This window comes from Arhodomonas sp. AD133 (assembly GCF_051195215.1).
Classification (GTDB): domain Bacteria; phylum Pseudomonadota; class Gammaproteobacteria; order Nitrococcales; family Nitrococcaceae; genus Arhodomonas.
On record NZ_JBNAZM010000004.1, the window covers coordinates 129,553 to 156,060 of the forward strand.

Below are 26,508 nucleotides of genomic sequence, written 5' to 3' on the forward strand. Positions count from 1 at the left end.
AGGGAGTACGAAGACGTGGAGCAACAGGAAGAGCACTGGGCGCGGGAGACACTGCGCGAGATCGCCATGGAGGGCATCAAGGAGCGTCGTCGTGCGCGGCGTTGGGGCATATTCTTCAAGCTGCTGATCCTTGCCTATCTGATCGCGGTCTTCGCGCTCGCGGTGCCGTCACTGTGGCGCAGCACCGATGTGGTCGAAGTAGGGCGGCACGTGGCGGTCGTGGACCTCAACGGCGCCATTGCCTCGGATTCGAAGGCCAATGCGGACCGCATCATCAAGGGCCTGGAGGCGGCGTTCGGGGCGAATGACGTCGCCGGCGTGATGCTCCGCATCAACAGCCCCGGCGGCAGCCCGGTGGAGTCGCGCCGCATCAACGCTGCCATCAAGCGCCTGCGTGATGCGCATCCTGATGTAACCCTGTATGCCGTCGCCGGCGACATCATGGCTTCCGGTGCGTACTACGTGGCGGCTGCGGCGGATGAAGTGTATGCGGACCCGGCCTCCCTGGTGGGGTCCATCGGTGTGGTCATGGGCGGTTTCGGATTCACCGACGCCATGGACAAGGTTGGCGTCGAACGCCGTCTCTATACGGCAGGTCGTAACAAGGCGATGCTGGACCCCTTCTCTGCCCCCGATCCTGATGTGGAGGCTCACGTCCAGACAATGCTCGATGACATCCACACTCAGTTCATCCAGGCGGTCAGGGAGGGGCGCGGCGACCGGCTCGCCGATGACGAGCGGCTGTTCTCCGGGCTGATCTGGACCGGGGAGAGGGGCAAGGCGCTCGGTCTGGTGGACGGGCTCGCGACGCCGCGCGAAGTGGCGCGCGAGATCATCGGTGTGGAGCGTACCGTTAACTACACGCCTCGCGGCAATATTCTCGATCGCATCACCGAGCGCCTGGGCATGGTTGCGTCGCAGGTGCGAAACGAGTTGCTGACACCGCGTTTATGGTAGTGCCCAGCCGCGATCGCGCAGCATGTCGCACAGCGCGATCAGCGGCAGCCCGATCAGGGTGTTCGGGTCGTCGCCTTCGAGACGCCGGAACAGGCTGATACCGAGCCCCTCGGCGCGAAAGCTCCCGGCGCAGTCGAACGGGCGTTCACGCTGGATGTAGCGCTCGATCTCGGTGCTTTCGAGCTCGCGGAAATGCGCATCGATGTGCTCGACGCGGGAGTCGGTATGTGCAGTGCGAGTGTCGTGCAGGGCCAGCCCCACCAGGAAACGCACGCAGCGCCCACTGGCACGTTGTAGTTGGGCCACGGCGGCGGTCTCGTCATGCGGCTTTCCGATTATCGTGCCGTCCAGGCACGCGATCTGGTCACAGCCGATGACCAGCGCGTCCACCGTGTCGACGGCGGCGGCGCGGGCCTTGTTCTCGGCGAGGCGTCTGACGTAGTCAGCGGGCGCCTCGCCGGCGACCGGGCGTTCGTCGATGTCCGGGGCGCGTTGCTCGAACGCGATGCCCAGCCGCTCGAGCAGCGCTGCCCGGTACGGTGAGCCGGAGCCGAGGATGAGGTTGGATTGCGTCATTGCCGGAGTTCCTTGCCTTGCCGGGCGATGATAGCAGCTTCCCGCGGCGGTGGGCTTTGACAGGGGGAGGGGGCGTGGCTAACATTCCCGGTCTTATGCGGGACGAAACCCTGCCCCAGTGGATCGACCTTGACCGGGTCGGCGATGGCGGTCTGCAGCTCGCGGGTACCGTGCCGGTGTCGGCGCTGGCGCGCCTCGGTGATCTGCTCAAGGCCGCTTCCGATCCAGTGACCGTCGAGGTGCGCGTGGTCCGCGACCAGACGGGCGCGGCAGTGGTGATCGGCCATGTGGATGGGCAGCTGCCGCTGGAATGTCAGCGCTGTCTGGATGTGGTCGTGACTGCCGTTCATGGCGAGTTCGAGCTGATGGTGGTGGCCTCCGAAACCGAAGCCGCCGCTTTGGGGCAGGAGCAGGACGCCGCAGTCGCTCATGAGGGGCGGCTCGATCTCTACGCTCTCGTGGAGGACGAGCTGATTCTCGGGTTGCCGGTGGTCGCGCGCCATGCCGGCGAGCAGGGGTGCGAGCATCAGCTCAGGCACTTCGGCCCTCCGGGGGAACCGGAGCCGGAACGGGAGAATCCGTTCGCCAAACTCGCCGAGCTGAAAAAGCGCGAAACAGACGATTGAATCGCAGGAATTCCGGAATTTAGGAGTAGCCAGTCATGGCAGTGCAACAGAATCGCAAGACCCCGTCCAAGCGTGGCATGCGTCGATCCCACGACGCGCTGTCCAAGCCCACGCTTTCGGTGGAGCAGACCACTGGCGAAACCCATCGCCGTCACCATATTTCCGCGGATGGCTACTATCGTGGCCGCAAGGTGACTGCGGGCAAGGACGACTGAATAGCAGGGTCGCCCCTGCCATTGCGTCGGCCGCCATCGTCCCGGCAGGGATGGGGCGGCCGACTGTTTTTGGCGTAACTGGCTGGTTGCCATGACACGGCGTTTCACGATTGCCCTGGATGCCATGGGCGGCGACCATGGCGCATCGGTGGTGGTGTCCGCAGCGCTGCGCGCGCGGCAGCGTTACGGGGACCGCATCCGCCTTATACTGGTCGGCGGCGAGGATGTGCTCCACGAGGAGCTCGCGAGCCACCGTGCCAGCCCCGATGAAGCACTGGTTCTGCACCCAGCGAGCCAGACCGTGGCGATGGACGAGATGCCGTCGCAGGCATTGCGCTTCAAGAAGGACTCGTCCATGCGCGTGGCGGTCAACCTGGTGAAAACGGGTGAGGCCGACGCGTGTGTCAGCGCCGGCAATACCGGGGCGCTGATGGCCACGGCACGGTACGTGCTGAAGACACTGCCCGGTATCGACCGACCGGCGATCTGCACCACCATTCCCTGCCAGGACGGTTCCTTCCAGATGCTCGATCTGGGGGCGAATGTCGATTGCACCGCCGAGCACCTGTTCCAGTTCGCGGTGATGGGGTCGGTCCTCACGGAAGCCGTCGAGGGTGTGTCCGAGCCGCGCATCGGCCTGCTCAACCTCGGCGAGGAAGAGATCAAGGGCAACGACGAAGTCAAGCAGGCGGCGCAGATGCTCCAGGAGAGCGCGCTCAATTACGTGGGGTACGTGGAAGGCGATTCCATGTTTAGGGGCGTGGCCGACGTGATAGTCTGCGATGGATTCACCGGCAACGTGGCGCTGAAGACCAGCGAAGGCGTTGCTGCCGTGATATCGCATTACATGCGCCAGGAGTTCCGCCGCAACGTATTCACGAAGCTGGCCGGCCTGGCAGCAATGCCGGTGTTGAGGGCGCTCAAGGCCCGTCTGGACACCCGGCAGTACAACGGCGCGAGTTTGCTGGGGCTGCGCGGGGTCGTGGTCAAAAGCCACGGCGGGGCGGACGCGGTGGCGTTCGAGCATGCCATCGAGGTCGGCATCCTCGAGGCCGAGAAGGCCGTGCCCAGCCTCATCGACGAACGCCTGGGCGAAACCTTCACCAAGGGGCGGCAAACGTCGTGAGCGTATACGCGCGTATCCGGGGAACGGGCAGCTATCTGCCCGAGCGGGTGATGACCAATCGCGAACTGGAGGCATTGGTCGATACCTCGGACGAGTGGATACGCGAACGCACCGGCATCTGTCAGCGCCATATCGCCGCACCGGGCGAGACCTGCGGCGATCTATCCACCGCCGCCGCACGACGCGCTCTCGATGCGGCGGACATGCCCGCCGATAGCATCGATCTCGTTATACTCGCCACGTCTACGCCGGATCAGGTCTTTCCGAGCACGGCCTGTCTCATTCAGCAACGCCTGGGCATTCCCGGCGGTGCTATCGCTTTCGATGTGGCGGCTGCCTGCTCCGGTTTCGTCTACGCGCTCGATATCGCCAACCGGTTCCTGCGAACCGGCGGCGCCCGCCGCGCGCTCGTGATGGGGGCGGAGACGTTTTCCCGCATCCTCAACTGGGAGGACCGCTCCACCTGCGTGCTGTTCGGCGATGGCGCCGGCGCGGTGGTGCTGGAACGCTCGGGCTCGGCCGGCGTGCTCTCGACCCACCTCCACGCCGACGGCCGTCAGGAGCCGTTGCTCAACGTCCCGTGGGGTGTGGCGAAGGGTTACGACGCGGTCTTCGCCGACCCCGCCTCCGGCAAGGTCACGATGCGTGGCAATGAAGTGTTCAAGGTCGCGGTACGCACGCTCGGTGCGGTGGTGGACGAGACGCTGGCGGCGAACGGCATGGCGCGTGGCGACATTGACTGGCTCGTGCCGCACCAGGCGAACATCCGCATCATGGCCGCGACCGCGCGTAAGCTCGGGATGCCGATGGAAAGGGTCGTCGTGACCGTGGATCGTCACGGCAACACCTCCGCAGCCTCCATTCCCCTCGCGCTGGACGTGGCCGTACGTGACGGTCGAATCCAGCGCGAACAAGTGCTTCTGCTGGAGGCATTCGGTGCCGGTTTCACGTGGGGCTCGGCGCTGATTCGCTACTGACGGTTACTATTCGACGAGGAGTTCATGCACACGGACACGAACCTGGGCTTCGTGTTTCCCGGCCAGGGATCGCAGTCGATCGGAATGCTCGCGGAGCTGGCGGCCGGCGAGCGACTGGTCCGGGAGACTTTCGAGCAAGCGTCGGACGCCGTCGGCACCGACCTCTGGCGCCTGAGTCAGGAAGGGCCGGAGGATTCGCTCAACCGGACGGATCTCACCCAACCGGCGCTACTGGCGGCGGGTGTGGCGGTCTGGCGGGTCTGGTGCGCCCATGGCGGATCGGCACCGGCCATCCTCGCCGGCCATAGCCTCGGTGAATACACCGCGCTGGTGTGCGCCGATGCGTTCGGCCTCGAGGACGCTGCACGGGTGGTTCACGATCGCGGACGTTTCATGCAGGAAGCCGTGCCGGCAGGCGAAGGCGCGATGGCCGCTATTCTCGGACTCGAGGACGAGCAGGTCCGCGAGATTTGCGAAGCGGCGCGCGGCAACGAAGTCGTCTCTGCCGTCAACTACAACGCGCCGGGCCAGGTGGTGGTTGCCGGGAGCCGCGCGGCGGTGGAGCGTGCGGTAGAGCGCGCCAAGGAAGCCGGCGCGAAGCGGGCGGTGACGCTGCCGGTGAGTGTGCCGTCGCACTGCAGCCTGATGGAACCCGCCGCGGAGCGGCTCAAAGAACGCCTTGCCACGGTTGCGCTGTCAGCTCCACGGATTCCGGTGTTGCACAACGTGGACGTGACGGCGGCGGAGTCCGCCGAGAGCATTCGTGATCGGCTCGTGCGCCAGTTGTTCAATCCCGTGCGATGGGTGGAGACGATCCACGCCATGCGGGAGCGGGGCGTAACGCGCCTCGTGGAGGCGGGACCGGGCAAGGTACTCACCGGGCTCAATCGGCGCATCGAGCGCCGTATGCCGATCAAGCCGGTCATGGATCCGAAGACGCTTGAAGCGGCGCTCGAGGAAGAGGGTGCAAGTTAATGTTTTCACTGGAGAATGAAGTTGCGCTCGTGACGGGCGCGAGTCGCGGCATCGGGCGCGCCATTGCGCTGGCACTGGGAGCGGCAGGGGCACGTGTCGTTGGTACTGCGACCTCGGAGAAGGGCGCCGAGTCGATCGGAGCCTATCTTGCCGAGGCGGGCATCGAGGGTGCGGGCCTGCGGCTCGACGTGACCGATGCAGACAGCGTCCAGGAAACCGTCAAGACGGTCACCGAGCGCTTCGGTACTCCGAGTGTATTGGTGAACAATGCCGGCATCACGCGCGACAACCTGCTCATGCGCATGAAGGATGACGAGTGGGACTCGATCATCGACACGAACCTGAGCTCGGTCTACCGGATGAGCAAGGCGGTGCTGCGCGGCATGATGAAGGCGCGTCACGGCCGAATCGTCAATATCGCCTCCGTGGTCGGGCTAATGGGCAACAGCGGGCAGACGAACTATGCTGCCGCGAAGGCGGGTGTCATGGGCATGACACGGTCGCTCGCGCGGGAGGTGGGCAGCCGCGGGGTGACCGTGAATACGGTCGCACCCGGGTTCGTCGCCACGGACATGACCAACGAGCTGCCGGAGGCCCAGCGCGAGGCGCTGCTGGCGCAAACCCCGTTGGGCCGGCTGGGAACGCCCGAGGACATCGCCGCCGCAGTGGTGTATCTGGCTTCACCGGCCGGTGCGTTCGTCACGGGGGAGACGCTCAACGTCAATGGTGGCCTGCACATGAGCTGATCCGGTGGCATGGCCGGAACGCTTCCCCTAAAATACGCCCGCATTCGGCCCGGGGTCTGACGCTGGGGGCCGCCAAGGCGGGTCGGAACTTTCCACACTCGGGAGGAAGGATCAAAATGAGCAGTATCGAAGAGCGCGTGAAGAAGATCGTCGTGGAGCAACTGGGGGTGAAGGAGGAAGAGGTAAACTCGGAAGCCTCCTTCGTCGACGATCTCGGCGCCGACTCGCTGGACACGGTGGAGCTGGTGATGGCCCTCGAGGAAGAGTTCGAGTGCGAGATCCCGGACGAGGAAGCCGAGAAGATCACCACCGTGCAGCAGGCCATCGACTACATCAACGCTAATCTCGAGCAGTAGCCGATGCACTGACGCAGCACGCGACTGCGTCCGATTTCGAGGCACAGGGCCGGGGTGATCCGGCCCTGTGCTGTTTTGGTGGCCGTAAGCGGAGGTACCCCGTGGCGAAACGCCGTGTAGTGGTAACGGGGCTGGGGATCGTCTCTCCGGTCGGGAGCACGCTGGAAGGGGCGTGGCGGAACATTGTCAGCGGCACGAGCGGTATAGCGCCCATCGAGGCATTCGATGCGTCGGCGTTTTCGGTTCGTTTCGGTGGCGAAGTGCGCGGCTTCTCCGTGGGCGACTATCTCTCCTCGAAAGAGGCGCGCAAGATGGATCCCTTCATCCATTACGGCATCGGCGCCTCCGTGGACGCGGTTCGTGATGCGGGTCTGGAGATAACCCCGGATAATGCCGAGCGCGTGGGCGTGGCGGTCGGTTCGGGCATTGGCGGTATAAGCGGTATCGAGAAGGGGCACAACTCCTACCTCGACGGCGGTCCGCGCAAAATCTCTCCGTTCTTCATCCCGAGCGCCATCATCAACATGATCTCGGGCAACCTCTCCATCATGCTCGGGATCAAAGGGCCGAATCTCGCCACGGTCACGGCGTGCACGACGGGAACCCACAGCATCGGTCAATCGGCACGGCTCATCGCCTACGGCGATGCGGACGTGATGATCGCCGGCGGCGCCGAATACGCCATCACGCCCACCGGTCTCGGGGGATTCGCGGCAGCACGGGCGTTGTCCACCCGTAATGACGACCCCCTGGGCGCCAGCCGCCCGTGGGACCGCGAGCGCGACGGTTTCGTGCTGGGCGACGGTGCAGGCGTGCTCGTGCTCGAGGAGTACGAGCACGCCAAGGCCCGCGGCGCGCGCATCTATGCCGAGGTCAGCGGATTCGGCATGAGTGGTGATGCCCACCACATGACCCAGCCACCGGAGGGCGGCGAAGGGGCGATGCGGTGCATGCGCAACGCCTTGCGCGATGCTGGCATGAACGCTGAGGAAGTCGATCATATCAACGCGCATGGCACCTCGACGCCGCTCGGCGACCGTGCCGAGGCGGACGCGGTCAAGGGGGCATTCGGCGAACACGCCCGCAATATCGCGGTGACCTCGACGAAGTCCATGACCGGACATCTCCTCGGAGCGGCGGGTGGTGTCGAGGCCGTTTTCAGTGTCCTGACACTGCGCGATCAGTTGATTCCCCCGACCATCAACCTCGCGTCGATGGACGAGGGCATCGACCTCGACATCGTTGCCAACACGGCACGGGAAGCCAGGGTCCGCAGCGTTCTGTCGAACTCGTTCGGTTTCGGCGGAACCAACGGCACGGTGATTTTCCGGGCCCTGGACTGAGGGGCGACAGCGCGCCATGTGGCGTGTCGACGGTGAGCCACGGGCCTGCGTGGCGCCCGATGATCGCGGGCTCGCCTATGGTGACGGCGTCTTCGAGACCGTCGCCGTGGTCGCGGGGCAGCCGGCCTTGTGGCCCGCTCACCGCCGGCGCCTGGAACGTGGCTGCGAGCGGCTCGGCTTCGCGCCGCCGGCGCGGGCAGTGCTCGATCGCGAGGTCGAGGCGTTTGCCGGTGGCGCGGACGGTGTCATCAAGCTCATCGTCACCCGAGGCAGCGGAGGGCGCGGTTATCAGCCGCCGATGACGCCGCAGCCGCGTGTGCTCGCCCATCGCACGTCCCTGCCCACTCGACCGCCACACTGGTGGCAGAGCGGTGTGCGGGTCATCGCCTGCCGGACATGCCTCGCCGACCAGCCCGCACTCGCGGGGATCAAGCATCTCAACCGCCTCGAGCAGGTGGTCGCGCGTACGGAATGGCGGGACTCGGAAATCGCCGAAGGATTGATGGCCGATGCGGCCGGCCGCGTGGTAGAAGGAACGGTCACGAATCTGTTCGCGCGTTTCGGGCGGGAGCTCCGGACGCCGCCGCTGATGCGCCAGGGTGTGGCGGGCATCATGCGGCGGCGGGTGATTGCCGAGGCGGGCGCCCTGGGTCTCACGCCCCGGGTCGGCGCCATATCCTGGGGCGAGCTGGAGAACGCCGACGAGCTCTGGCTTACCAACAGCCTCGTCGGGCTCTGGCCGGTTCGCGCGTTCGGCGACCGCCGCTGGCGCGGCTTCGAATACGGCCATCGCATGCTGTCGCTCATGGTGAAACGGCAGTGGGTGGCGGTGCCGGTGTAGGGCGCATGGAACCTTCGGGCTGGACATGAAACGGGTCATTGTCATTCTGTTGCTGGTGGCGATCGTTGTCGTTGCCGGTGTCGCCGCCCTGGGCTGGCAGAGCTATCGCGATCTCGATACGCGTGCGCTGATTCCCGACGGGAGTTCTGCACGCGTGGTCACGGTCGAGCCTGGCACCAGCTTCGCCGCGCTTGCCGGGCGGCTGACGGATTTGGGCTTGCTCGACTCGTCCTGGCCCTTGCGGCTTTACGCCCGGTATTCCGGCGCCGCGTCCCGCATCCAGGCCGGCGAGTACCGAATCGAACCGGGCATGACGGCGCTGGAGCTGCTTGCGACGATGGTCAGTGGCGAGGTGGTGCGGTATCGCCTGACGGTGGTCGAGGGCTGGAGCTACCGTGAGCTGATCGCCGCCGTGCACAGCCACGAAGCGATCGAGACCACCCTGGAGGCGAGTGCGCCCGAGGCGCTCATGACCGCGCTCGAGCGGCCCGGCGAGCACCCCGAAGGACGTTTTCTGCCGGAGACCTACCGTTTCACCCGTGGCACGACGGATCGCGAGATCCTGCAACGGGCGTACGATGCCATGGCGCGTGTGCTCGCGGACGAATGGGCCGGACGTGCCGACGGTCTGCCGCTGGATTCCCCGTACGAAGCGCTGATCCTCGCCTCCATCGTCGAGAAGGAAACGGCCGTGGCCGGTGAGCGTCAGCGCATCGCCGGTGTTTTCGTACGTCGGCTGCGGAAAGGAATGCGTCTGCAGACCGATCCCACAGTGATCTACGGATTGGGAGAGGCTTTCGACGGCAATCTCCGGCGCCGCGATCTGCGTGCCGATACCCCGTACAACACGTACACCCGCAGTGGTCTGCCGCCCACGCCGATCGCGCTGCCGGGACGTGCAAGCATTCATGCGGCCCTGCACCCCGCCGAGGGCGACGCCCTCTATTTCGTTGCCAGGGGCGATGGCAGCCATGTGTTCTCGTCGACGCTCGAGGCCCACAACCGGGCGGTACGTCGCTATCAACTGGGAGAGAACTGACCTATGAGCGCAGCGGGAGCGCGCTTCATCACCGTCGAAGGACTGGAAGGTGCGGGCAAGAGCACGTGCCTGGCGACCATCCGCGACTGGTTGGCGAACCGGGGTATCGATCCGGTGGTCACGCGCGAGCCGGGCGGTACGAAGCTGGGCGAGGCGGTGCGAGAGGTCTTGCTCGACCACCAGTATGGCGGTATGACCGCCGACAGCGAGACGCTGCTGATTTTCGCGGCCCGTGCAGAGCATCTTGCGGAGGTCGTGCGGCCGGCGCTGACGGCGGGGCAGTGGGTGGTCTGTGATCGTTTCACCGATGCCACGTATGCGTACCAGGGTGGTGGTCGGGAGCTGGGCGAGGAGCGGATCGAGCCATTGGAGCAGTGGGTTCAGGGAAGGCTGCGCCCCGACCTGACGCTCTATCTGGACGTGCCCGTGCGCGCGGGCCTGGAACGCGCCGCCGCGCGAAGTACCCCGGACCGTTTCGAGAGCGAGCGCGAGGCGTTCTTCGAGCGCGCCCGTGCCGTATATCGTCGCCGTTGTGCCACACACCCCGAACGCATGCGGCTCATCGATGCGTCCACCAATCTCGCCCAGGTGCAGCAGCGCATCGAGGCGAATCTGGAAGCGGCATTCGGTCATCTGGTATGAGTGTCGCGACGGCCGATTCCCGGGCCATGCCATGGCACGACGACGCCTGGGGTCGCATTGGCGCTCAGCTCGGCACTGGGCGCATGCCTCACGCGGTGCTCATACACGGCCCGGCGGGGATCGGCAAGACACGGCTCGCCGAACGCGTGGCGTCGAGCCTGCTGTGCGAATCCCGTACACGCTCGGGTGAGGCCTGTGGCGGCTGCCATGGCTGCCGGCTCTATCGTGCCGAAGCCCATCCCGATCTTCTGCGGGTCCCCGTGGAGAAGGGGCGCAGCGCCATTCGCGTGGATCAGATCCGGGCCCTGCAGGGGTTCGTGAATCTCTCCAGCCAGTACGGCCGCTTTCGCGTGGTGATCGTGCCGCAGGCGGATGCCATGAACCTGCACGCGGCTAACGCGCTGCTGAAGACGCTGGAGGAGCCGCCGGCCAACGCGGTGCTGATCCTGGTAAGCGAGCGTCCGGCACGACTGCCGGCGACCATTCGCAGCCGTTGCCAGAGCGTGGCGGTTCATGCACCGGACCCCGCCGTGGCCGGGGCGTGGTTGCGGAACGAGGCCGGTACCGGTGCGCAGCGGCTGCTGGGGCTCGCCGGCGGCGCGCCGTTGCGAGCGGTGTCACTCGCCGAGGCGGGCATCGACGCCCGCTACGAGGTTCTCGTCGGACAACTCGATGCGCTGTGCAGCGGGACGATGTCACCAGTGACCGCCGCCGCGGAATGGCAGGATATGGAGCGAACGGCGCTGGTGGAGTTGCTACAGATCGCGCTGGCGGAGATCCTGCGTTGTGCCGCCGCCGGCCCGGACGCGCTGCGGGGGCCGCGGCTCGACGCCTTGCTGCGTCTGGCTGCGAAGGTAGACTGTAGCGACCTGCAGGCGTTCTACGAGCTGGCCACGCAGCGCCGCGCCGAAGCCGAGCAGCCCCTGAACGTCACGCTCATGGCCGAGGGGCTGTTCGCCGAGTGGATCGAGTACACGCGCCATCGAACGAGGGATGATCATGGCCCAGGGTAGTCGCAGCGGCGGGCGGCAGGGCATCCTGTCACTCGCCATCCGGGACAAGAACGCGCTGTACGCCGCGTACATGAATCACGTCAAGAACGGCGGCCTGTTCGTGCCCACGACCAATCACTACGAGCTCGGCGACGAGGTCTTCATCCTCCTCTCGCTCATGGAGGAGACCGAGAAGATCCCTGTGGTGGGCAAGGTGGTCTGGATCACCCCGCGTGGCGCCCAGGGTAACCGCACCGCCGGTATCGGTGTGCAGTTCACCGATCAGGATGGTGGCCCGGCGCGCACCAAGATCGAGACCTACCTCGCCGGTGCGCTGGAGTCCGAACGCCCCACCCACACCATGTGATAGGAGGCAGTTTGCTGGTCGACTCGCATTGCCATTTCCACTTGCTCGAGGATCATGCCGACACGGACGCCGCCCTTGCCGCGGCAAAAACCGACGGTGTCGAGCACTTCCTCAACGTGGCGGTGGATGTCGAGAATCGGGATGCGCTGATCGCGCTGGCCGAGCGATATCCGGAAATCTCTACTTCGATCGGGGTGCATCCGAGCGGCACGGGCGAGGACCCGGAGCCGGACGTCCTCGCAGCGCTCGCGGATCATCCCCGAATCGTTGCCATTGGCGAGTCGGGGCTGGACTACGCGTACAATCAGGACCAACCGGCCTGGCAACGCGAGCGCTTCCGCCGGCACGTGCGTGCTGCGCACCTCGCCGGCAAGCCCATCATCGTGCATACCCGTGCCGCCCCCGAGGACACGGTGACGATCCTGCGCGAGGAGCACGCACGCGAGGTGGGGGGCATCATTCACTGCTTCACCGAGGACTGGCCTACTGCCCGGGCACTTCTCGACGAAGGGTTCTACATATCGCTCTCGGGCATTCTCACCTTCCGTAACGCTGACGCGCTCCGCGAGACGGCGGCACGCATCCCGCTAGACCGGCTGCTGATCGAAACCGACTGCCCCTATCTCGCGCCGGTGCCGCATCGCGGCAAGGAGAATCAGCCCGCCTGGGTGCGGCACGTCGCCGAGTGTCTCGCGGAAGTGCGCGGTGTGCCTTTTGAGACGGTGGCCGAGGCCACCACCGAGAATTTCTATCAGCTATTCCCTCAGACGCGTGCTGCGGCCTGAGGCATTGTGCGCCGTGGCTCAGTCCTGACCGGCCAGGGCAAGCGTTTTATCCATGGCGCGTTGGAGCTGCTCGGTCGTGTTGTAGAAGTGCGGCGAGAAGCGGATGCCGCCAGCGCGGGCGGCACAGGGGATATCCGCAGCGCGTAGCCTTGCGAGCAGGTGCTCGGGGTCGGCGTCTGCCACCCGAAACGTGACGATGCCCGCGTGGCGCTCATCCTCACGGGGGGTTACAGGGGTCAGGCTGGGTTCGGCGTCGATGCGCTCGAGCAGGGTCGCGGCATTGGTCATGACACCGCGGCCGACCTCGTGCATCCCGATCTCCTCGAACAGGGACAGGCTCGCGGCCAGCGCGTGGATGCCCAGCATGTTGGGGCTGCCCGCCTCGAAGCGGCGAGCCGAGCTTGCCGGCTCCCAGTCCTTGCGGTCGAAGTCACCCAGCGCCTCGGCCATGTGCCAGCCGTACTGATGGAGCGCTAGCGCCTCACGGGCGGCGGGACGCGCATAGAATACGCCGATCCCCTCGGGGCCGAGCATCCACTTGTGGCCGTCAGCAATGACGAAATCCGCGCCTATGGCCTCGGCGTCGAACGGCAGGGCACCCAGTATCTGAATGGCGTCCACGCAGTAGAGCACGCCGAGCTCGTTGCAGGCCTCGCCGAGCCGGGCAAGATCCATGCGCAGGCCGTTGCCATACTGCACGGCGCTCACCGGCAGCACTCGCGTACGCTCGTCCATCGCCGCGATGAGCGTGCCCTCCGGATCGTCGGCGTTCTCGAGGCTGACGTCGCGGATTTCCACGCCGTAGCGCTCGGCCAGCGATTCCCACACCATGCGGTTGGACGGGAATTCCAGGTCATTGATGACGACGTTGTCGCCGGGGCGCCAGAGCAGGCCATGAGCGACCAGGGAAAGCCCTTCCGAGGTGTTCTTCACCAGCGCGATGTCCTCGGGGTCGGGGGTGCCGACCAAGCGGGCGAGTTGCTCGCGCAGCCGTTGTTCCTCGTGAAGCCACTCAGGGTATTCCGCGGCACCCCGGCGGGCATTGACCGCGGCAAAAGCGCTCACCGCCTGTGCCGTGCGGACGGGCCAGGGGCCGACGCCGGCGTGATTGAGGTAGATGAGCGCTTCGTCCAGGGGAAACTCGCTATCCATGTCGATGCACCCTAAAGCAACTGGCCGGCGATGCGGAAGCCGGCGAGATAAGTACCGGCTGCCGAACCCAGCGTACTCAGCAGAAAGACGAGCAGCGTGCGCGAGACGCGGTTGCGCCACCAGCCCCGTGGTTTGGTGACGTCGCGCCGGAGGGTGCGGAAATCCCTCACCTGGGGTTTGCGCAACGCCATCTCCACTGCGGCGATCACCATCCCCGCCCCGATCGTCGGGTTGAGCGAGGTCAGCGGCGCCGCCACGAACGCGGTGGCGATGGTCAGGGGGTGTCCCAGCGCGATGATCGCACCGAGCGCGGATAGCGTGCCGTTGATAACCACCCATTCAGTGACGAGCTGCAGCCCGAGGGACGTGCTGCGCGTAAAGCCGATGACGAAGCCGGTGAGAATCAAGGCGACCACCACCCACGGCAGGGCGCGCACCCACCGTGCCCGCGGTGGCGTGTAGTTGAGTGCCTCGGTTTCCGCCTCCGGGTCGGCCATGCCTTCGCGCAGAGCGGCTTCGAGACCCGCGAGATGGCCTGCACCGACCACCGCGAGGACTTGCCGTGGCCGGTTGGATTGCGCTTCCGCGAGCAGGCGTGCGGCCATGAAGCGATCCCGCTCGTGGATGAGCGTGTCGTAGAGAACGCGGGAGCGATCCGCGAATTCCGAGAAAGTGGACTCGAGGATGTCCCCCTCCTTGAGGCGCTCGATTTCCTCGGCATCGATCTCGTCGCGGGAAAGTGTGCTCGCGAGCAGCCCGGATATCAGCATCATGCGCTGCCACCAGGGGGTGCGGCGGTAGATGCGTTTCAGGGTGATCCCGATTTCCCGGTCGATGAGGAACAGGGGCAGGCCGGTGTCGCCGGCGCCCTTGATGGCCGCCTCCATCTCCGCCCCGGGGCGAATCTGGAACTGCTCGGCGAGGCGCTGCTGGTAGGCGCCCAGCGCCAGGCTGGCGGCGACCATTCCGGCCTTGCCTTCGCGGATCACCTGGAAAAGGTCCATGTCCTCGAGCGCGTCGGGCCGGGTCATTGCGCGATGGCGGCTCTCGCAGAGCTCCACGGCGACGGCGTCGTAATCGCCGGTAGCGATTTCGCGGCGGACGTCTTCGACGCTCTGTGCGGAGACGTGCGCGGTGCCGAGGAGGGTGAACGTGGTGCTGCCGACGGTGACCGTCCGGATCAGGTGATCCGTGCTGGATTCGCTCATTGGAGACTATGTTTCCGGGGGTGATGGGCGACGTATGATTATCGCCGATGTGCCGGGAGCCCGCAAAACCGGGAGCGCGCAAATCGGCTGCGTAGTGCCTCCGGGTGGCAAGTCCGGGGGCATTGCCGATACTGCGGGTGAGCTGATGGGCTATCGTTGTACGTGCGCGTCACGGTGTGATCAGGCACGGACAGCTGGTCACATGCACACTCGAACGGAGGTCATAACCATGAGTATCGTCTCGGATTACTGGCACGGCGATGGTTCCCTGGCACGGGTTTTCTGGCTCTGGGGCGTCGTCGGCAGCTGGGTACTCGCCGCGGTGTTCGCTCTGGATGCATCGGTATTCGGCATTACCTGGCGTGTGTTCCTGACCGCGGCCGTGGTCATGAGTGCCTATACGGTCTGGATACTGGTATCGGTATGGCGCTGCGCCGACAATGCCAGCGACGAGATGTGGGGCAACGTGGCCAGGGTCCTCACGGTGGCTTGGGCCCTGAACGTGGTGCTCGTCGGCGGTTTTCTCTTCCTCGATCTGTTCGGGGGGCGGCTGGCTCAGGTCGGTTAGCGCAGCCCGTGGTTGACCGCCCACACGGCGGCCTGCACCCGGGATCTCAGGCCGAGCTTCTTGAGCAGGTTCTTCACGTGTACTTTGACGGTACCCTCGCTCACGCTCAGCTGCCGCGCGATGACCTTGTTGCTCGCCCCCCGGGCGAGGGCACGCAGCACGTCGTGCTCGCGGCCGGTGAGGCTGGCAAGTCGAGCGGCATCCCGGTCCTTGGGGCCGGCGACCGCCGTTGCGAGCACACGGGTGAGGCGGTCGCTCAGTACCATTTCCCCGGCGGCCGCCGCGCGGATGCGCTCGAGCATCTCCTCGGGGTCCATGTCCTTGAGCAGATAGCCGTCGGCGCCGTCGCGCAACGCGGCTATGACGTCCTCGTCGCTGTCGGAGACGGTGAGCATGACGACCCGACCGGGCACGTCCGCCTCGTGGAGCGCGCGCAACGTCGCGAGACCGTCCATGCCGGCCATCTGGAGATCGAGCAGGATCAGCTGCGGCGTGCGCTCGAGGGCGAGCGCCAGCGCCGTTTCGCCGTCTGCCGCCTCGCCGACGCACTCCATGTCGCCGTCCATCTCGAGCAACTGGCGTACGCCCCGCCGGAACAGTGGATGATCATCGACGATGAGCACGGTGGTCATGGCTGGCTCACTCATTGGTGGAACCGGATGCCTGCTGGTGGCTGCGGTTGAACGCTGGCTCGAAACGAAGCCGTACCCGGGTGCCCCCCTCCGGGGGCGAGACGAAGGCGATGTCACCGCCGAGGCCGCGGGCACGCTCTTGCATGATGGTCGTACCGTAGTGATTGTCCCGGCCGCTGGTCACCGGCATGCCTATGCCGTCGTCGATGATACTCACCACTGCCTGGCCATCGCTGTGCTCCAGCCTTACCGTCGCCTTCGTCGCCCGGGCATGCTGGACGACGTTGGCGAGTGCTTCGCGCACGATCTGAACGACATGGAGCTCTTCATTCGGCGTCAGCGGCCACTGGCTGAGCCGTGAGTCCAGATCGATCGCGATTCCGCCGCGGTCGGAGAACTCCTGAGCGGCCGCTTCCAGCGCCTGGGTCAATCCGCCTTCATTGAGCCGCAGCCGGAAGGTATTGAGTAGCTCGCGCAGTTGACGATAGGCATTGGTGAGCCCCTCGCGGATTTCATTCACCACAGCCCACGCCGCTGACCGGTCGAGGGTGTCGGCGTGGAGCTCGCGATGCAGACGGGCTGTCTGGATTTTCAGGTACGACAGGGCCTGAGCGAGGGAATCGTGCAGTTCGCGGGCGATTACCGCCCGCTCCTCCATCAACGCCAGTCGGCGGCGGTCCGCTTCGCGGCGGTGACGTCCGAGTGCCGTGGCGACGTGGCCGGCAACGGCCTCGCATAGGCGGATCTGCCAGGGCGGCAACGGCGACGACGGCGTGAACGGCACGAGCAGGTGGCCGAAGGTGGCCTCGCCATCGGCCAGGGGAATGGCGAGAACGCCTTCATCGATGATCGAGGTTTGGGCCGCATCCGGTAAGACACGACCGCGCGGGCACGGCGGCGCGCAGTCCTTGCCGTCACGGTCGCTGCTGACGATGCGCAACGGGGCTTCACTTCCGGGGGTCGGCAGGCACAAAACCAGCGGTCCTACGTTCAGCTCGCGTTCGATCCGGGCAAGCACATCGGCGTAATCGGCATTGCGATCGACATGATGGCCGAGACAGCTGGCGGTGTCGTAGAGCAGTTGCAGGGCGCGGTTGCTCTCTTCGAGCTGTGCGGTCTTGTCATGCACGCGCTGCTCCAGGTTGTCGTAGACGGCCTGGAGGCTGGCGGCCATGCGATTGAACGTGCGCGAGAGCATGCCGATCTCGTCATCGCCGCGATAGCTCGTGCGCGCGGCGAGATCCCCGCGCCGGACCGCGTCCACGACGGTGAGCAGGTCCCTCAATGGCGGGAAGACGTCAGTGAGTACGCGGTACATGCTGAAGAACACCAGGGCGATGGTCACGAACAGACTCAGTCCCTGGATCAGACGGAGCAATTGAAGCTTGTGTTCCGCTTCCCGCTGCAGCAGGTGAACCAGGTCGTCCAGCTCGGCGACGAAGTCGTCCGCAGCGGCGAGAAAGCGTTGGTGACCGCCCGCGCGCGTGCCCGTGACCGCCGGTTCGAGCGTGCTCCGCCAGCGTTGCTCGATGTCCGCGAAAGCCTTCGTGAGCGGATGCTCGGGGGCGCCGGGCAGGACCGCCGCGAGCACTCGGCTGTCCAGGGTTGCCTGGAAGCGTTCGGCGTAGCGTTCGAGCACGGCGGGTTCGTCTCCGGCATTGATCGCGCTGGCCATGCGGTAGATCTGCATGCGCAGGGTGCCGGCACGGTTTATGGCGGCGGCGTCGCCGGTGGCCGTGTCGGCAATGATGGCCGATGTCAGCAGGCTGAGAATCGCCAGACCGGAGATGGCGGTCATCGCGAAGCCGACCCGCACGAGCAGCGAACGGTGTGACAGGCGCCCGAACGGACGGGGGTCGTCAGTATCTACCCCGAATGAATCCAAATCCTCTTCGTTCATGTCCCCCGGGTTGGGGCGTTTCGCATTTTCTTGATTAGAAAACAATATCTTACGGATCAATGGCGTTCTACCTACAAAGAGGTAATAAAAGGCATTCTTCCGTGTCCCCGGGGGTCGGGACTTGATGTACGTCAATTGGTGCTTTCGATAGCGGTCGCAACCTGACGCCCAAGTCAAGCGATCGGGGGTCTGTCAGGAGGCAGCCATGAAGCATCTGCAGGGCGTAACGAAGTCCCAGCAATACCGGGCACTGTCATTCAGTACTTTATCGTTCACCGTGTGCTTTGCGGTCTGGACGATCTTTTCCGTCCTCGGCGTGAAGATCAAGCAGGACCTGGGCCTCAACGAGACCCAGTTTGGCATTCTCGTCGCCACGCCCGTGCTGACCGGATCTATCAGCCGCATTTTTCTCGGAATCTGGACCGAGCAGTACGGCGGTCGCCGGGTATTCAGCCTGCTCATGCTGGTGACCGCGGCCTGCGTGTTCCTGCTGTCCTACGTCGAGAGCTATGCCATGTTCCTGGTCGCGGCGCTGGGTGTGGGCCTGGCGGGCGGCTCGTTCATCGTCGGCATCGCCTACACCTCGTACTGGTTCGAGAAGGAGCGCCAGGGCACGGCCCTGGGTATCTTCGGTGCCGGCAACGTGGGCGCGGCCGTGACCAACTTCGGTGCGCCATTCCTGTTGCTGGCATTGGGCTGGGAGCGCACGGCCGTTGTCTACGCGGCAATCCTCGCGGTGGTCGCCGTGGTCTTCTGGATCTTCACTGCCGAGGACCCGGTTACCGTCGAGCGCCGCCGCACCGGCGCGAGGGCCTCGTCGGCAATCGCCCAGCTGGAGCCGCTGAAGTACGTGCAGGTCTGGCGCTTCGCGCTCTACTACTTCTTCGTCTTCGGCGCATTCGTCGCGTTGGCCTCCTATCTCCCGCGGTACTACGTCGGCGCCTACGGCCTGGATATCGCTGTCGCCGGCACCCTCGCGGCGCTGTACTCCATGCCCGCCAGCGTCTTTCGCGCCCTGGGAGGCTGGTTCTCCGACCGCTATGGCGCGCGCGCGGTGATGTACTGCACGTTCATCGCCTCGCTCGTGTGCCTGTTCCTGCTCTCCTATCCAGAGACCAGTTACGTCATCGCGGGCAAGGACGGACCGATCAGCTTCACCTTCGCGCTTCCGCTGTGGGCCGTGGTCACCTGCACCGTCGTGCTCGGCTTCTTCATGTCCCTCGGCAAGGCTGCGGTTTACAAACACATTCCCGTCTACTATCCGGACAACGTGGGGTCAGTCGGCGGTTTGGTGGGGATGATCGGCGGCCTGGGGGGATTCTTTCTGCCGATTCTCTTCGGCGCTGTGCTCGACCTCACCGGCGTTTGGACGAGTTCCTACATGGTGTTGTTCGTGCTGGTGGCCGTGTCGCTGATCTGGATGCACGGCGCTATCCGGCGCATGGAGCGCAAGCGTATCCCGGCGCTGGGCGAGGACCGGTTCCGCTATCTCCCCGAGATTCAGGAACCGGCGGCGGCCAGTGCTCGCCAGCGTCAGAGTGGGGCGCAGGAGCGCTCCGCTGGGGAAGACAAGGGTAGCCCCCAGCACGCCTAGGCGGCGAAGCGGGCGAGGGCCGGTGGCCAGGCCATCGGCCCCGACTAACGAATATCTGTGGAGAACTTCGACATGGCCCTGGATAACACGAATGCAGCCGCTGCCGGCGGTGGTCGGGTGCTAACCGACTGGCGCCCTGAGGACAAGGAATTCTGGGAACGCGAGGGTAAGGCGGTCGCCACCCGAAACCTCTGGATCTCCATTCCCGCGCTGTTGCTCGCCTTCGCGGTGTGGCTGGTTTGGAGCGCGGTCGCTACGCGACTGAACAGTATCGGTTTCACGCTCACCACCAACGAGTTGTTCTGGCTGACGGCGCTCCCGGGCCTGTCCGGGGCGACGTTGCGGATCTTCTACAGTTTCATGGTGCCGATATTCGGCGGCCGCCGCTGGACGGCGGTGTCCACGCTGTCGCTGGCAGTACCCGCCCTGTGGATGGGCTTCGCCGTGCAGGATCCGACCACCACTTTCTGGGAGTTCGCGCTGATCGCCCTGCTATGTGGTTTCGGCGGCGGCAACTTCGCTTCCAGCATGGCGAATATCAGTTTCTTCTATCCCAAGCGCCAGCAGGGCACCGCCCTTGGTCTCAACGCCGGTCTCGGCAATCTGGGCGTATCGGTGATGCAGTTCGTGGTGCCGGCGGTGATCGGCACCGGGGCGCTGTCGTTCATGTTCGGATCGGCGCAGCAGGCCGGTGCCGGTGAGCCGCTGTGGCTGCAGAACGCCGGCTTCATCTGGGTGCCGTTCATCCTGCTGTTCACGGTGCTCGCCTGGTTCGGGATGAACGACATCGCCGATGCCCGGGCTTCCTTCCGCGATCAGGCGGTGATCTTCCGGCGCAAGCACCAGTGGCTGATGAGCTGGCTGTACATCGCCACCTTCGGCAGCTTCATTGGATACTCGGCGGGTTTTCCCATGCTGATCAAAACGCAGTTCCCGGATGTGGATCCGCTGCAATTCGCCTTCCTCGGCCCCATGGTCGGCGCGCTCATCCGCCCGGTGGGCGGGTGGATGGCGGACAAGGCCGGCGGCGCGCGGGTCACGCTGTGGAACTTCGTGGTCATGATCGCGGCCGTATTCGGTGTGGTCTATTTCCTGCCGGTGATGGGTACCGCCGGGAATTTCTGGGGGTTCTTCGGAATGTTCATGGTGCTGTTCATCACCACTGGCATCGGCAACGGCTCCACCTTCCGGATGATTCCGGTGATCTTCCACACGCTGCACGGGCGCTGGAGCGAAGGCGGGGACGAGGCCGCACGCGCGCAGGCGGTCAAGGACGCCAACAAGGAGTCCGCCGCCACGCTCGGTTTCAGCTCCGCGCTCGCCGCGTACGGCGCGTTCTTCATCCCCAAGGCGTACGGCACCTCGATCGATCTCACCGGCGGACCGACGGCGGCGCTGTACGCCTTCGTGATCTATTACGTCACCTGTGTGGTGGTGACCTGGTGGTTCTATCAACGTCGCAATGCGGAGATTCCGTGCTGAGGAAAGCGCAACCGACCCGTCGGCGCGCGTGAGCGCGTCGAGTCGCGCAACAAGAAATCGCCCCAAGTTCGAAGAGGCCTGACGATGAGTCACTTTCTCGACCGCCTGATGTTCTTCCGCAAGGTGCAGGACACCTTCGCGGACGGCCATGGCCAGACCACCTACGAGGACCGCTCGTGGGAAAAGGCCTACCGCCAGCGCTGGCAGCACGACAAAGTCGTACGCTCCACCCACGGTGTGAATTGCACCGGGGCCTGTTCATGGAAGATCTACGTGAAGGACGGGCTGGTCACCTGGGAAACCCAGCAGACGGACTATCCCCGTACCCGGCCGGATCTTCCCAACCACGAGCCTCGGGGCTGTCCCCGCGGTGCCAGCTACTCCTGGTACATCTACTCCGCCAATCGGTTGAAGTACCCGATGGTGCGCGGCCGGCTGATGCGCATGTGGCGGGAGGCCCGGAAGGTCCACGACGACCCGGTCGAAGCGTGGGAATACCTGATGAGTATCCCGGAGAAGGTGCGCGAATATCAGTCCATTCGCGGCCTTGGGGGTTTCGTACGCGCGGACTGGGACGAGGTCACCGAGCTCATCGCCGCGGCCAACATCTACACCGTCAAGGCGCATGGCCCGGACCGGGTGGTGGGATTCTCGCCCATCCCGGCGATGTCGATGGTCTCCTATGCCGCCGGCACGCGCTATCTCTCGCTCCTCGGCGGTGTCTGCCTGTCGTTCTACGACTGGTACTGTGACCTGCCGCCGAGCTCACCCATGACCTGGGGCGAGCAGACCGACGTGCCCGAGTCGGCGGACTGGTACAACTCGAAGTTCATCATGATGTGGGGCTCCAACGTGCCGCAGACGCGCACGCCGGATGCGCACTTCATGACCGAGGCGCGTTACAACGGCACGAAGATCGTCACGGTGTCGCCGGACTATGCCGAGGCCACCAAGTTCGCCGACCGCTGGCTCGCGCCCCAGCAGGGCACCGACGCGGCCCTCGCCATGGCGCTGGGGCACGTGGTCCTGCGCGAGTTTCACCTGGACGATCCCAGCGATTACTTCGTCGACTACTGCCGCCGCTACACCGATATGCCGTTTCTGGTGCGGTTGGACGAGAGCAAAGGCCACACTGTGCCGGGGCGGCTGCTGCGCGCGGCGGATTTCGACGCCGGGCTGGGGGAGTCCGACAATCCGGACTGGAAGACGGTGGCCTTTGACGAGCATACCGGCGAGGTGGTCGTCCCCCAGGGTTCCATCGGGTTCCGCTGGGATGGCAGTGGCAAGTGGAATCTCGAGGAAAAGGATGGCGGTGGCCGTGAGGTGTCCCTGCAGCTAAGCCAGCTGGACGGCCGTGACGCCGTCGAAACCGTTGCCTTCCCGTACTTCGGCGGGATCGAGCACGAGCATTTCAACAGCACCGGCCACGACGAGATACTCCAGCGCCGGGTGCCGGTGCGCCACGTGACCCTCGCCAACGGCGAGAAGGCACGGGTGGCCACCGTATACGACCTGATGATGGCGCACTACGGACTCGACCGCGGGCTCGATGACGACCAGGTCGCCACCAGCTACGACGACGATGTGCCCTACACTCCCGCTTGGCAGGAGCACATCACCGGCGTGGACCGGCGCAATGTCGTTCAGGTGGCGCGGGAGTTCGCCGAGACCGCGCACAAGACTCAGGGCCGTTCCATGGTGATCCTCGGTGCCGGTCTCAACCACTGGTACCACATGGACATGAACTACCGCGGCATCATCAACATGCTGGTGATGTGCGGTTGCATCGGCCAAAGCGGCGGCGGCTGGGCACACTACGTCGGCCAGGAGAAGCTCCGGCCGCAGACCGGCTGGTTGCCAGTCGCCTTCGCCCTGGACTGGGCGCGTCCGCCGCGTCACATGAACGGCACGTCGTTCTTCTACGCCCATACCAACCAATGGCGTTACGAGCGGCTGCGCGTCGATGAAATTCTCTCGCCGCTCGCCGACCACGAGCAGTGGAACGGCAGCCTCATTGACTACAATGTGCGCGCTGAACGCATGGGCTGGTTGCCGTCGGCGCCGCAGCTCAACCGCAACCCGCTGGATGTCGCCCGGGAAGCCGCGAAGGCAGGCAAGGATCCCAAGGACTACGTCGTCGAGCAGATGAAATCCGGCCAGCTCGGTTTCGCCAGCGAGGACCCGGACAACCCGGCGAACTACCCGCGGAACCTGTTCGTCTGGCGGTCCAATCTGCTGGGCTCCAGCGGCAAGGGCCACGAGTACTTCCTCCGCCACCTGCTCGGCACCAGCGATGGCGTGCAGTGGGAGGACGTCGACGAGCTCGACGTCAGCCATCGCCCTCGCGACGTCGTCTGGCACGACGAGGCACCGAAGGGCAAGCTCGACTTGCTGGTGACACTCGACTTCCGCATGTCCACGACCTGCTTGTACTCGGACGTGGTGCTGCCTACCGCGACCTGGTACGAGAAGGACGATCTCAACACCTCGGACATGCACCCGTTCATCCATCCCCTCTCCGAGGCCGTCGATCCGGCCTGGGAGGCTCGAAGCGACTGGGCCATCTATCGCGGCCTGGCGAAGAAGTTCTCCGAGCTCGTCCCCGGACACCTGGGTGTGGAGAAGGACGTGGTCACCGTGCCGCTGCTGCATGACTCCCCCGGCGAGCTCGCCCAGCCGTACGACGTGGAGGACTGGAAGAAGGGCGACTGCGAGCCGGTGCCAGGCAAGACCATGCCCAACATCGCCGTGGTGGAGCGGGATTATCCGGCGCTGTACGAGCGGTTCACCGCCGTGGGCCCGATGCTCGAAACGGCCGGCAACGGCGGCAAGGGCATCTCCTGGAACACGGAGGACGAGGTCGCTTTCCTCGGCGAGCTCAACGGCCGCTGGTACGACGGCGAGCACCACAAGGGCCGGCCGAAGCTCTACACCGCTATCGACGCTGCCGAAGCGGTGATGAGCCTGGCCCCGGAAACCAATGGGCACGTGGCGGTCAAGGCCTGGGAGGCGCTGGAGAAGTACACCGGCCGCGACCACACGCATCTGGCCGACGACAAGAAGCACGAAGCCGTGCGCTTCCGTGACATTGTCGCTCAACCGCGCAAGATCATCAGCTCGCCCACCTGGTCCGGGATCGAATCCGAAAAGGTCTCCTACAACGCGGGCTGGACCAACGTCCACCAGCTCATCCCGTGGCGTACGCTCACCGGGCGCCAGCAGGTCTACCAGGACCACGCGTGGATGCGCGCCTTCGGCGAGGCGTTCACCTCCTATCGACCGCCGGTGAACACGCGATCGGTCAAGCCCATGCTGGGAACCCGGGGCAACGGCAACGAGGAGCTGGTGCTCAACTGGATCACGCCACACCAGAAGTGGGGCATCCACAGCACCTACAGCGACAATCTGCTGATGCTCACGCTCTCCCGTGGCGGGCCGATCGTCTGGCTCTCCGAAGACGACGCCAAGCGTGCCGGCATCGAGGACAACGACTGGATCGAGGCATTCAACACCAACGGGGCGCTGGTCGCCCGGGCGGTGGTCTCCCAGCGTGTTCCTCGGGGCATGACCATGATGTACCACGCCCAGGAGAAGATCGTGAACACGCCCGGCTCGGAGATCACCGGGCAGCGCGGCGGTATTCACAACTCCGTGACCCGAGCGGTGCTGAAGCCCACTCACATGATCGGCGGCTATGCGCAGCTGAGCTACAGCTTCAACTACTACGGCACCGTGGGCTCGAACCGCGACGAGTTCGTGATCATTCGCAAGATGGCGGTAGTCGACTGGCTCGAGGGTGACGACGAGAGCATTCTGGAACAGGAGTACACGCGATGAGGGTGCGCGCGCAGATCGGCAAGGTTCTCAACCTCGACAAGTGCATCGGATGCCACACCTGCTCGGTGACCTGCAAGAACGTGTGGACCTCACGCGAGGGTATGGAGTACGCCTGGTTCAACAACGTCGAGACCAAGCCCGGCATTGGCTACCCCAAGGAGTGGGAAAGCCAGGAGCGCTGGAACGGCGGCTGGAAGCACACGGGGGGTGACGGCAAGACACGCATTCGTCCGCGCATCGGCGGCAAGTGGCGGGTGCTCGCGAACGTTTTCGCCAACCCGGACCTGCCGGAGATCGACGACTACTACGAGCCGTTCAATTTCGACTACCAGCGCCTGCACAACGCACCCGAGTCCAAGGCACAGCCGGTCGCCAAACCGTATTCGGCGATCACCGGCAAGCCCATGGACAAGATCGAGTGGGGCCCGAACTGGGAGGAAATCCTCGGCGGCGAGTTCGAGAAGCGCTCCAAGGACTACAACTTCCAGAACATCCAGAAGGAGATCTACGGGCAGTTCGAAAACACGTTCATGATGTACCTGCCGCGCTTGTGCGAGCACTGCCTCAATCCGACGTGCGTGGCGGTTTGCCCCAGTGGCGCGATCTACAAGCGCGAGGAGGACGGGATCGTCCTCATCGACCAGGACAAATGCCGTGGCTGGCGCATGTGCATCTCCGGCTGCCCGTACAAGAAGATCTACTACAACTGGCAGACCGGAAAGTCCGAGAAGTGCACCTTCTGCTATCCCCGTATCGAGTCGGGGCAGCCGACAGTCTGCTCGGAGACGTGCGTCGGGCGTATTCGTTACCTCGGGGTCATGCTCTACGATGCCGACCGCATCGAGGAGGCGGCCTCGGTCGCCAACGAGCACGACCTCTATCAGGCCCAGCTCGATGTCTTCCTCGATCCGCACGACCCGGAGGTCATCGCCCAGGCACGCCGTGACGGTGTGCCGGATTCCTGGCTGGAGGCGGCCAAGGAATCCCCCGTCTACAAAATGGCGATGGACTGGAAGGTCGCCTTCCCGCTGCATCCGGAATACCGGACGTTGCCGATGGTGTGGTATGTGCCGCCGCTGTCTCCCATCAGCACGGCCGCGGACGCCGGCCACGTCGGCCTGGACGGGCTGATCCCGGATGTGGAAAGCCTTCGCATCCCCATGAAATACCTGGCGAACATGCTCACCGCCGGCGACGAGCGGCCGATCGCCTCGTCGCTCAAGCGGATGCTCGCCATGCGGCTTTACAAGCGGCGCCAGACGGTCGACGGCGTCACGGATACGGAGCTGCTGGAGCAGGTGGGGCTCACCGAGGCGCAGATGGAGGACATGTACCAGATCATGGCCATTGCCGACTACGAGGATCGCTTCGTCGTGCCCACCAACCACCGCGAGCTCAGCAGTGACGACCCGTGGGGCGAGCGCAGCGGTTGCGGCTTCAGCTTCGGCGACGGTTGCAATACCCAGGGTGTGACCCGGCCCAATCTGTTCGGCTCGAAGAACCCGCGCAAGCGTTCGTTCCCCAAGCGCGAGGATCTGCTGGCCCGGGCCCGCAAGGTCTCATAGGGAGGCA

Annotated in this window: 25 protein-coding genes; 20 read left to right on the top strand and 5 right to left on the bottom strand. The window is 65.3% G+C overall.

Annotated elements, in window-relative coordinates:
- The first annotated feature begins 15 nt into the window (after nucleotides 1-15).
- A complete protein-coding gene (locus ACPEES_RS04165) occupies nucleotides 16-957 on the top strand; it encodes a S49 family peptidase (protein ID WP_435101337.1) in 942 nt (313 codons plus the stop codon).
- On the opposite strand, the gene ACPEES_RS04170 is transcribed toward ACPEES_RS04165, so the two are convergent.
- Complete coding sequence (locus tag ACPEES_RS04170; RefSeq protein ID WP_435101339.1) at nucleotides 949-1,533, bottom strand: Maf family protein; 585 nt, start codon at nucleotides 1,531-1,533, stop codon at nucleotides 949-951. The two genes, ACPEES_RS04165 and ACPEES_RS04170, sit on opposite strands and share 9 nt — an antisense overlap.
- A gap of 74 nt (nucleotides 1,534-1,607) precedes the next feature.
- On the opposite strand from ACPEES_RS04170, the gene ACPEES_RS04175 reads away from it, so the two are divergent.
- From ACPEES_RS04175 to ACPEES_RS04240, 14 genes are all read left to right on the top strand, one after another.
- Nucleotides 1,608-2,159: a YceD family protein gene (locus ACPEES_RS04175; RefSeq protein ID WP_435101341.1), complete on the top strand. Its 552-nt coding sequence runs from the start codon at nucleotides 1,608-1,610 to the stop codon at nucleotides 2,157-2,159.
- Between the two features lie 35 nt (nucleotides 2,160-2,194).
- Nucleotides 2,195-2,374 (top strand): 50S ribosomal protein L32, encoded by a 180-nt coding sequence (gene rpmF / locus ACPEES_RS04180; protein WP_435101343.1) that lies wholly within the window; start codon nucleotides 2,195-2,197, stop codon nucleotides 2,372-2,374.
- A gap of 91 nt (nucleotides 2,375-2,465) precedes the next feature.
- The gene (gene plsX / locus ACPEES_RS04185) at nucleotides 2,466-3,500 is read left to right on the top strand and encodes a phosphate acyltransferase PlsX (RefSeq protein WP_435101345.1); all 1,035 of its coding nucleotides are present in this window, start codon (nucleotides 2,466-2,468) and stop codon (nucleotides 3,498-3,500) included.
- Nucleotides 3,497-4,477: a beta-ketoacyl-ACP synthase III gene (locus ACPEES_RS04190; RefSeq protein ID WP_435101347.1), complete on the top strand. Its 981-nt coding sequence runs from the start codon at nucleotides 3,497-3,499 to the stop codon at nucleotides 4,475-4,477. The genes plsX and ACPEES_RS04190 overlap by 4 nt, the downstream gene beginning before the upstream one ends.
- Nucleotides 4,478-4,501: 24 nt before the next feature.
- Nucleotides 4,502-5,452 carry an ACP S-malonyltransferase gene (gene fabD / locus ACPEES_RS04195; RefSeq protein WP_435101349.1) on the top strand — a complete coding sequence of 317 codons (951 nt, stop codon included), beginning with the start codon at nucleotides 4,502-4,504 and terminating at the stop codon, nucleotides 5,450-5,452.
- Nucleotides 5,452-6,198 (top strand): 3-oxoacyl-ACP reductase FabG, encoded by a 747-nt coding sequence (fabG, locus tag ACPEES_RS04200; RefSeq protein WP_435101351.1) that lies wholly within the window; start codon nucleotides 5,452-5,454, stop codon nucleotides 6,196-6,198. Before fabD ends, fabG begins: the two co-directional genes overlap by 1 nt.
- 116 nt (nucleotides 6,199-6,314) lie before the next feature.
- A complete protein-coding gene (gene acpP / locus ACPEES_RS04205) occupies nucleotides 6,315-6,554 on the top strand; it encodes an acyl carrier protein (protein ID WP_435101353.1) in 240 nt (79 codons plus the stop codon).
- 101 nt (nucleotides 6,555-6,655) lie between these two features.
- Complete coding sequence (gene fabF, locus ACPEES_RS04210; RefSeq protein WP_435101355.1) at nucleotides 6,656-7,897, top strand: beta-ketoacyl-ACP synthase II; 1,242 nt, start codon at nucleotides 6,656-6,658, stop codon at nucleotides 7,895-7,897.
- A gap of 16 nt (nucleotides 7,898-7,913) precedes the next feature.
- A complete protein-coding gene (pabC, locus tag ACPEES_RS04215) occupies nucleotides 7,914-8,738 on the top strand; it encodes an aminodeoxychorismate lyase (protein ID WP_435101357.1) in 825 nt (274 codons plus the stop codon).
- 25 nt (nucleotides 8,739-8,763) lie between these two features.
- Nucleotides 8,764-9,777 (top strand): endolytic transglycosylase MltG, encoded by a 1,014-nt coding sequence (gene mltG / locus ACPEES_RS04220; RefSeq protein WP_435101359.1) that lies wholly within the window; start codon nucleotides 8,764-8,766, stop codon nucleotides 9,775-9,777.
- Between the two features lie 3 nt (nucleotides 9,778-9,780).
- Nucleotides 9,781-10,419 carry a dTMP kinase gene (tmk, locus tag ACPEES_RS04225; protein WP_435101361.1) on the top strand — a complete coding sequence of 213 codons (639 nt, stop codon included), beginning with the start codon at nucleotides 9,781-9,783 and terminating at the stop codon, nucleotides 10,417-10,419.
- Nucleotides 10,416-11,432 carry a DNA polymerase III subunit delta' gene (gene holB / locus ACPEES_RS04230; RefSeq protein ID WP_435101363.1) on the top strand — a complete coding sequence of 339 codons (1,017 nt, stop codon included), beginning with the start codon at nucleotides 10,416-10,418 and terminating at the stop codon, nucleotides 11,430-11,432. The genes tmk and holB overlap by 4 nt, the downstream gene beginning before the upstream one ends.
- Nucleotides 11,419-11,778, top strand: a complete 360-nt coding sequence (locus ACPEES_RS04235; RefSeq protein WP_435101365.1) for a PilZ domain-containing protein — start codon at nucleotides 11,419-11,421, stop codon at nucleotides 11,776-11,778. Before holB ends, ACPEES_RS04235 begins: the two co-directional genes overlap by 14 nt.
- A gap of 11 nt (nucleotides 11,779-11,789) precedes the next feature.
- Entirely contained in the window at nucleotides 11,790-12,563 is a 774-nt protein-coding gene (locus ACPEES_RS04240; protein ID WP_435101367.1) for a TatD family hydrolase, read from the top strand.
- 18 nt (nucleotides 12,564-12,581) lie between these two features.
- Here ACPEES_RS04240 and ACPEES_RS04245 read toward each other — a convergent pair whose 3' ends face one another.
- Both ACPEES_RS04245 and ACPEES_RS04250 read right to left on the bottom strand, forming a co-directional pair.
- Nucleotides 12,582-13,715 carry an aminotransferase class V-fold PLP-dependent enzyme gene (locus ACPEES_RS04245; protein WP_435101369.1) on the bottom strand — a complete coding sequence of 378 codons (1,134 nt, stop codon included), beginning with the start codon at nucleotides 13,713-13,715 and terminating at the stop codon, nucleotides 12,582-12,584.
- A gap of 11 nt (nucleotides 13,716-13,726) precedes the next feature.
- On the bottom strand, nucleotides 13,727-14,923 hold the full coding sequence (locus ACPEES_RS04250; RefSeq protein ID WP_435101371.1) for a TraB/GumN family protein: 1,197 nt from the start codon (nucleotides 14,921-14,923) through the stop codon (nucleotides 13,727-13,729).
- 229 nt (nucleotides 14,924-15,152) lie between these two features.
- Between ACPEES_RS04250 and ACPEES_RS04255 the strand changes: the two genes are divergently transcribed.
- On the top strand, nucleotides 15,153-15,491 hold the full coding sequence (locus tag ACPEES_RS04255) for a hypothetical protein (RefSeq protein ID WP_435101373.1): 339 nt from the start codon (nucleotides 15,153-15,155) through the stop codon (nucleotides 15,489-15,491).
- Here the strand turns inward: ACPEES_RS04255 and narL are convergent.
- Entirely contained in the window at nucleotides 15,488-16,138 is a 651-nt protein-coding gene (gene narL / locus ACPEES_RS04260; protein WP_435101375.1) for a two-component system response regulator NarL, read from the bottom strand. The two genes, ACPEES_RS04255 and narL, sit on opposite strands and share 4 nt — an antisense overlap.
- Nucleotides 16,131-18,023: an ATP-binding protein gene (locus ACPEES_RS04265; protein ID WP_435101377.1), complete on the bottom strand. Its 1,893-nt coding sequence runs from the start codon at nucleotides 18,021-18,023 to the stop codon at nucleotides 16,131-16,133. The genes narL and ACPEES_RS04265 overlap by 8 nt, the downstream gene beginning before the upstream one ends.
- Before the next feature lie 205 nt (nucleotides 18,024-18,228).
- Here ACPEES_RS04265 and ACPEES_RS04270 point away from each other — a divergent pair, with 205 nt between their 5' ends.
- The 4 genes from ACPEES_RS04270 to narH all read left to right on the top strand — a co-directional run bounded on the left by ACPEES_RS04270 (nucleotide 18,229) and on the right by narH (nucleotide 26,501).
- Nucleotides 18,229-19,617: an MFS transporter gene (locus tag ACPEES_RS04270; RefSeq protein ID WP_435101380.1), complete on the top strand. Its 1,389-nt coding sequence runs from the start codon at nucleotides 18,229-18,231 to the stop codon at nucleotides 19,615-19,617.
- 72 nt (nucleotides 19,618-19,689) lie between these two features.
- Complete coding sequence (locus tag ACPEES_RS04275) at nucleotides 19,690-21,099, top strand: NarK family nitrate/nitrite MFS transporter (protein WP_435101382.1); 1,410 nt, start codon at nucleotides 19,690-19,692, stop codon at nucleotides 21,097-21,099.
- Between the two features lie 84 nt (nucleotides 21,100-21,183).
- A complete protein-coding gene (locus ACPEES_RS04280; RefSeq protein WP_435101384.1) occupies nucleotides 21,184-24,936 on the top strand; it encodes a nitrate reductase subunit alpha in 3,753 nt (1,250 codons plus the stop codon).
- Nucleotides 24,933-26,501 carry a nitrate reductase subunit beta gene (gene narH / locus ACPEES_RS04285; RefSeq protein WP_435101386.1) on the top strand — a complete coding sequence of 523 codons (1,569 nt, stop codon included), beginning with the start codon at nucleotides 24,933-24,935 and terminating at the stop codon, nucleotides 26,499-26,501. The genes ACPEES_RS04280 and narH overlap by 4 nt, the downstream gene beginning before the upstream one ends.
- Nucleotides 26,502-26,508: the final 7 nt, after the last annotated feature.

Coding starts and splice junctions, on each gene's coding strand:
- rpmF (WP_435101343.1), top strand. CDS start 2,195: ATGGCAGTGCAACAGAATCGCAAGACCCCGTCCAAGCGTGGCATGCGT.
- narL (WP_435101375.1), bottom strand. CDS start 16,138: ATGAGTGAGCCAGCCATGACCACCGTGCTCATCGTCGATGATCATCCA.
- ACPEES_RS04250 (WP_435101371.1), bottom strand. CDS start 14,923: ATGAGCGAATCCAGCACGGATCACCTGATCCGGACGGTCACCGTCGGC.
- fabD (WP_435101349.1), top strand. CDS start 4,502: ATGCACACGGACACGAACCTGGGCTTCGTGTTTCCCGGCCAGGGATCG.
- fabG (WP_435101351.1), top strand. CDS start 5,452: ATGTTTTCACTGGAGAATGAAGTTGCGCTCGTGACGGGCGCGAGTCGC.
- ACPEES_RS04265 (WP_435101377.1), bottom strand. CDS start 18,023: ATGAACGAAGAGGATTTGGATTCATTCGGGGTAGATACTGACGACCCC.
- ACPEES_RS04235 (WP_435101365.1), top strand. CDS start 11,419: ATGGCCCAGGGTAGTCGCAGCGGCGGGCGGCAGGGCATCCTGTCACTC.
- ACPEES_RS04270 (WP_435101380.1), top strand. CDS start 18,229: ATGAAGCATCTGCAGGGCGTAACGAAGTCCCAGCAATACCGGGCACTG.
- tmk (WP_435101361.1), top strand. CDS start 9,781: ATGAGCGCAGCGGGAGCGCGCTTCATCACCGTCGAAGGACTGGAAGGT.
- ACPEES_RS04280 (WP_435101384.1), top strand. CDS start 21,184: ATGAGTCACTTTCTCGACCGCCTGATGTTCTTCCGCAAGGTGCAGGAC.
- ACPEES_RS04275 (WP_435101382.1), top strand. CDS start 19,690: ATGGCCCTGGATAACACGAATGCAGCCGCTGCCGGCGGTGGTCGGGTG.
- ACPEES_RS04255 (WP_435101373.1), top strand. CDS start 15,153: ATGAGTATCGTCTCGGATTACTGGCACGGCGATGGTTCCCTGGCACGG.
- ACPEES_RS04245 (WP_435101369.1), bottom strand. CDS start 13,715: ATGGATAGCGAGTTTCCCCTGGACGAAGCGCTCATCTACCTCAATCAC.
- narH (WP_435101386.1), top strand. CDS start 24,933: ATGAGGGTGCGCGCGCAGATCGGCAAGGTTCTCAACCTCGACAAGTGC.
- ACPEES_RS04170 (WP_435101339.1), bottom strand. CDS start 1,533: ATGACGCAATCCAACCTCATCCTCGGCTCCGGCTCACCGTACCGGGCA.
- pabC (WP_435101357.1), top strand. CDS start 7,914: ATGTGGCGTGTCGACGGTGAGCCACGGGCCTGCGTGGCGCCCGATGAT.
- mltG (WP_435101359.1), top strand. CDS start 8,764: ATGAAACGGGTCATTGTCATTCTGTTGCTGGTGGCGATCGTTGTCGTT.
- holB (WP_435101363.1), top strand. CDS start 10,416: ATGAGTGTCGCGACGGCCGATTCCCGGGCCATGCCATGGCACGACGAC.
- acpP (WP_435101353.1), top strand. CDS start 6,315: ATGAGCAGTATCGAAGAGCGCGTGAAGAAGATCGTCGTGGAGCAACTG.
- plsX (WP_435101345.1), top strand. CDS start 2,466: ATGACACGGCGTTTCACGATTGCCCTGGATGCCATGGGCGGCGACCAT.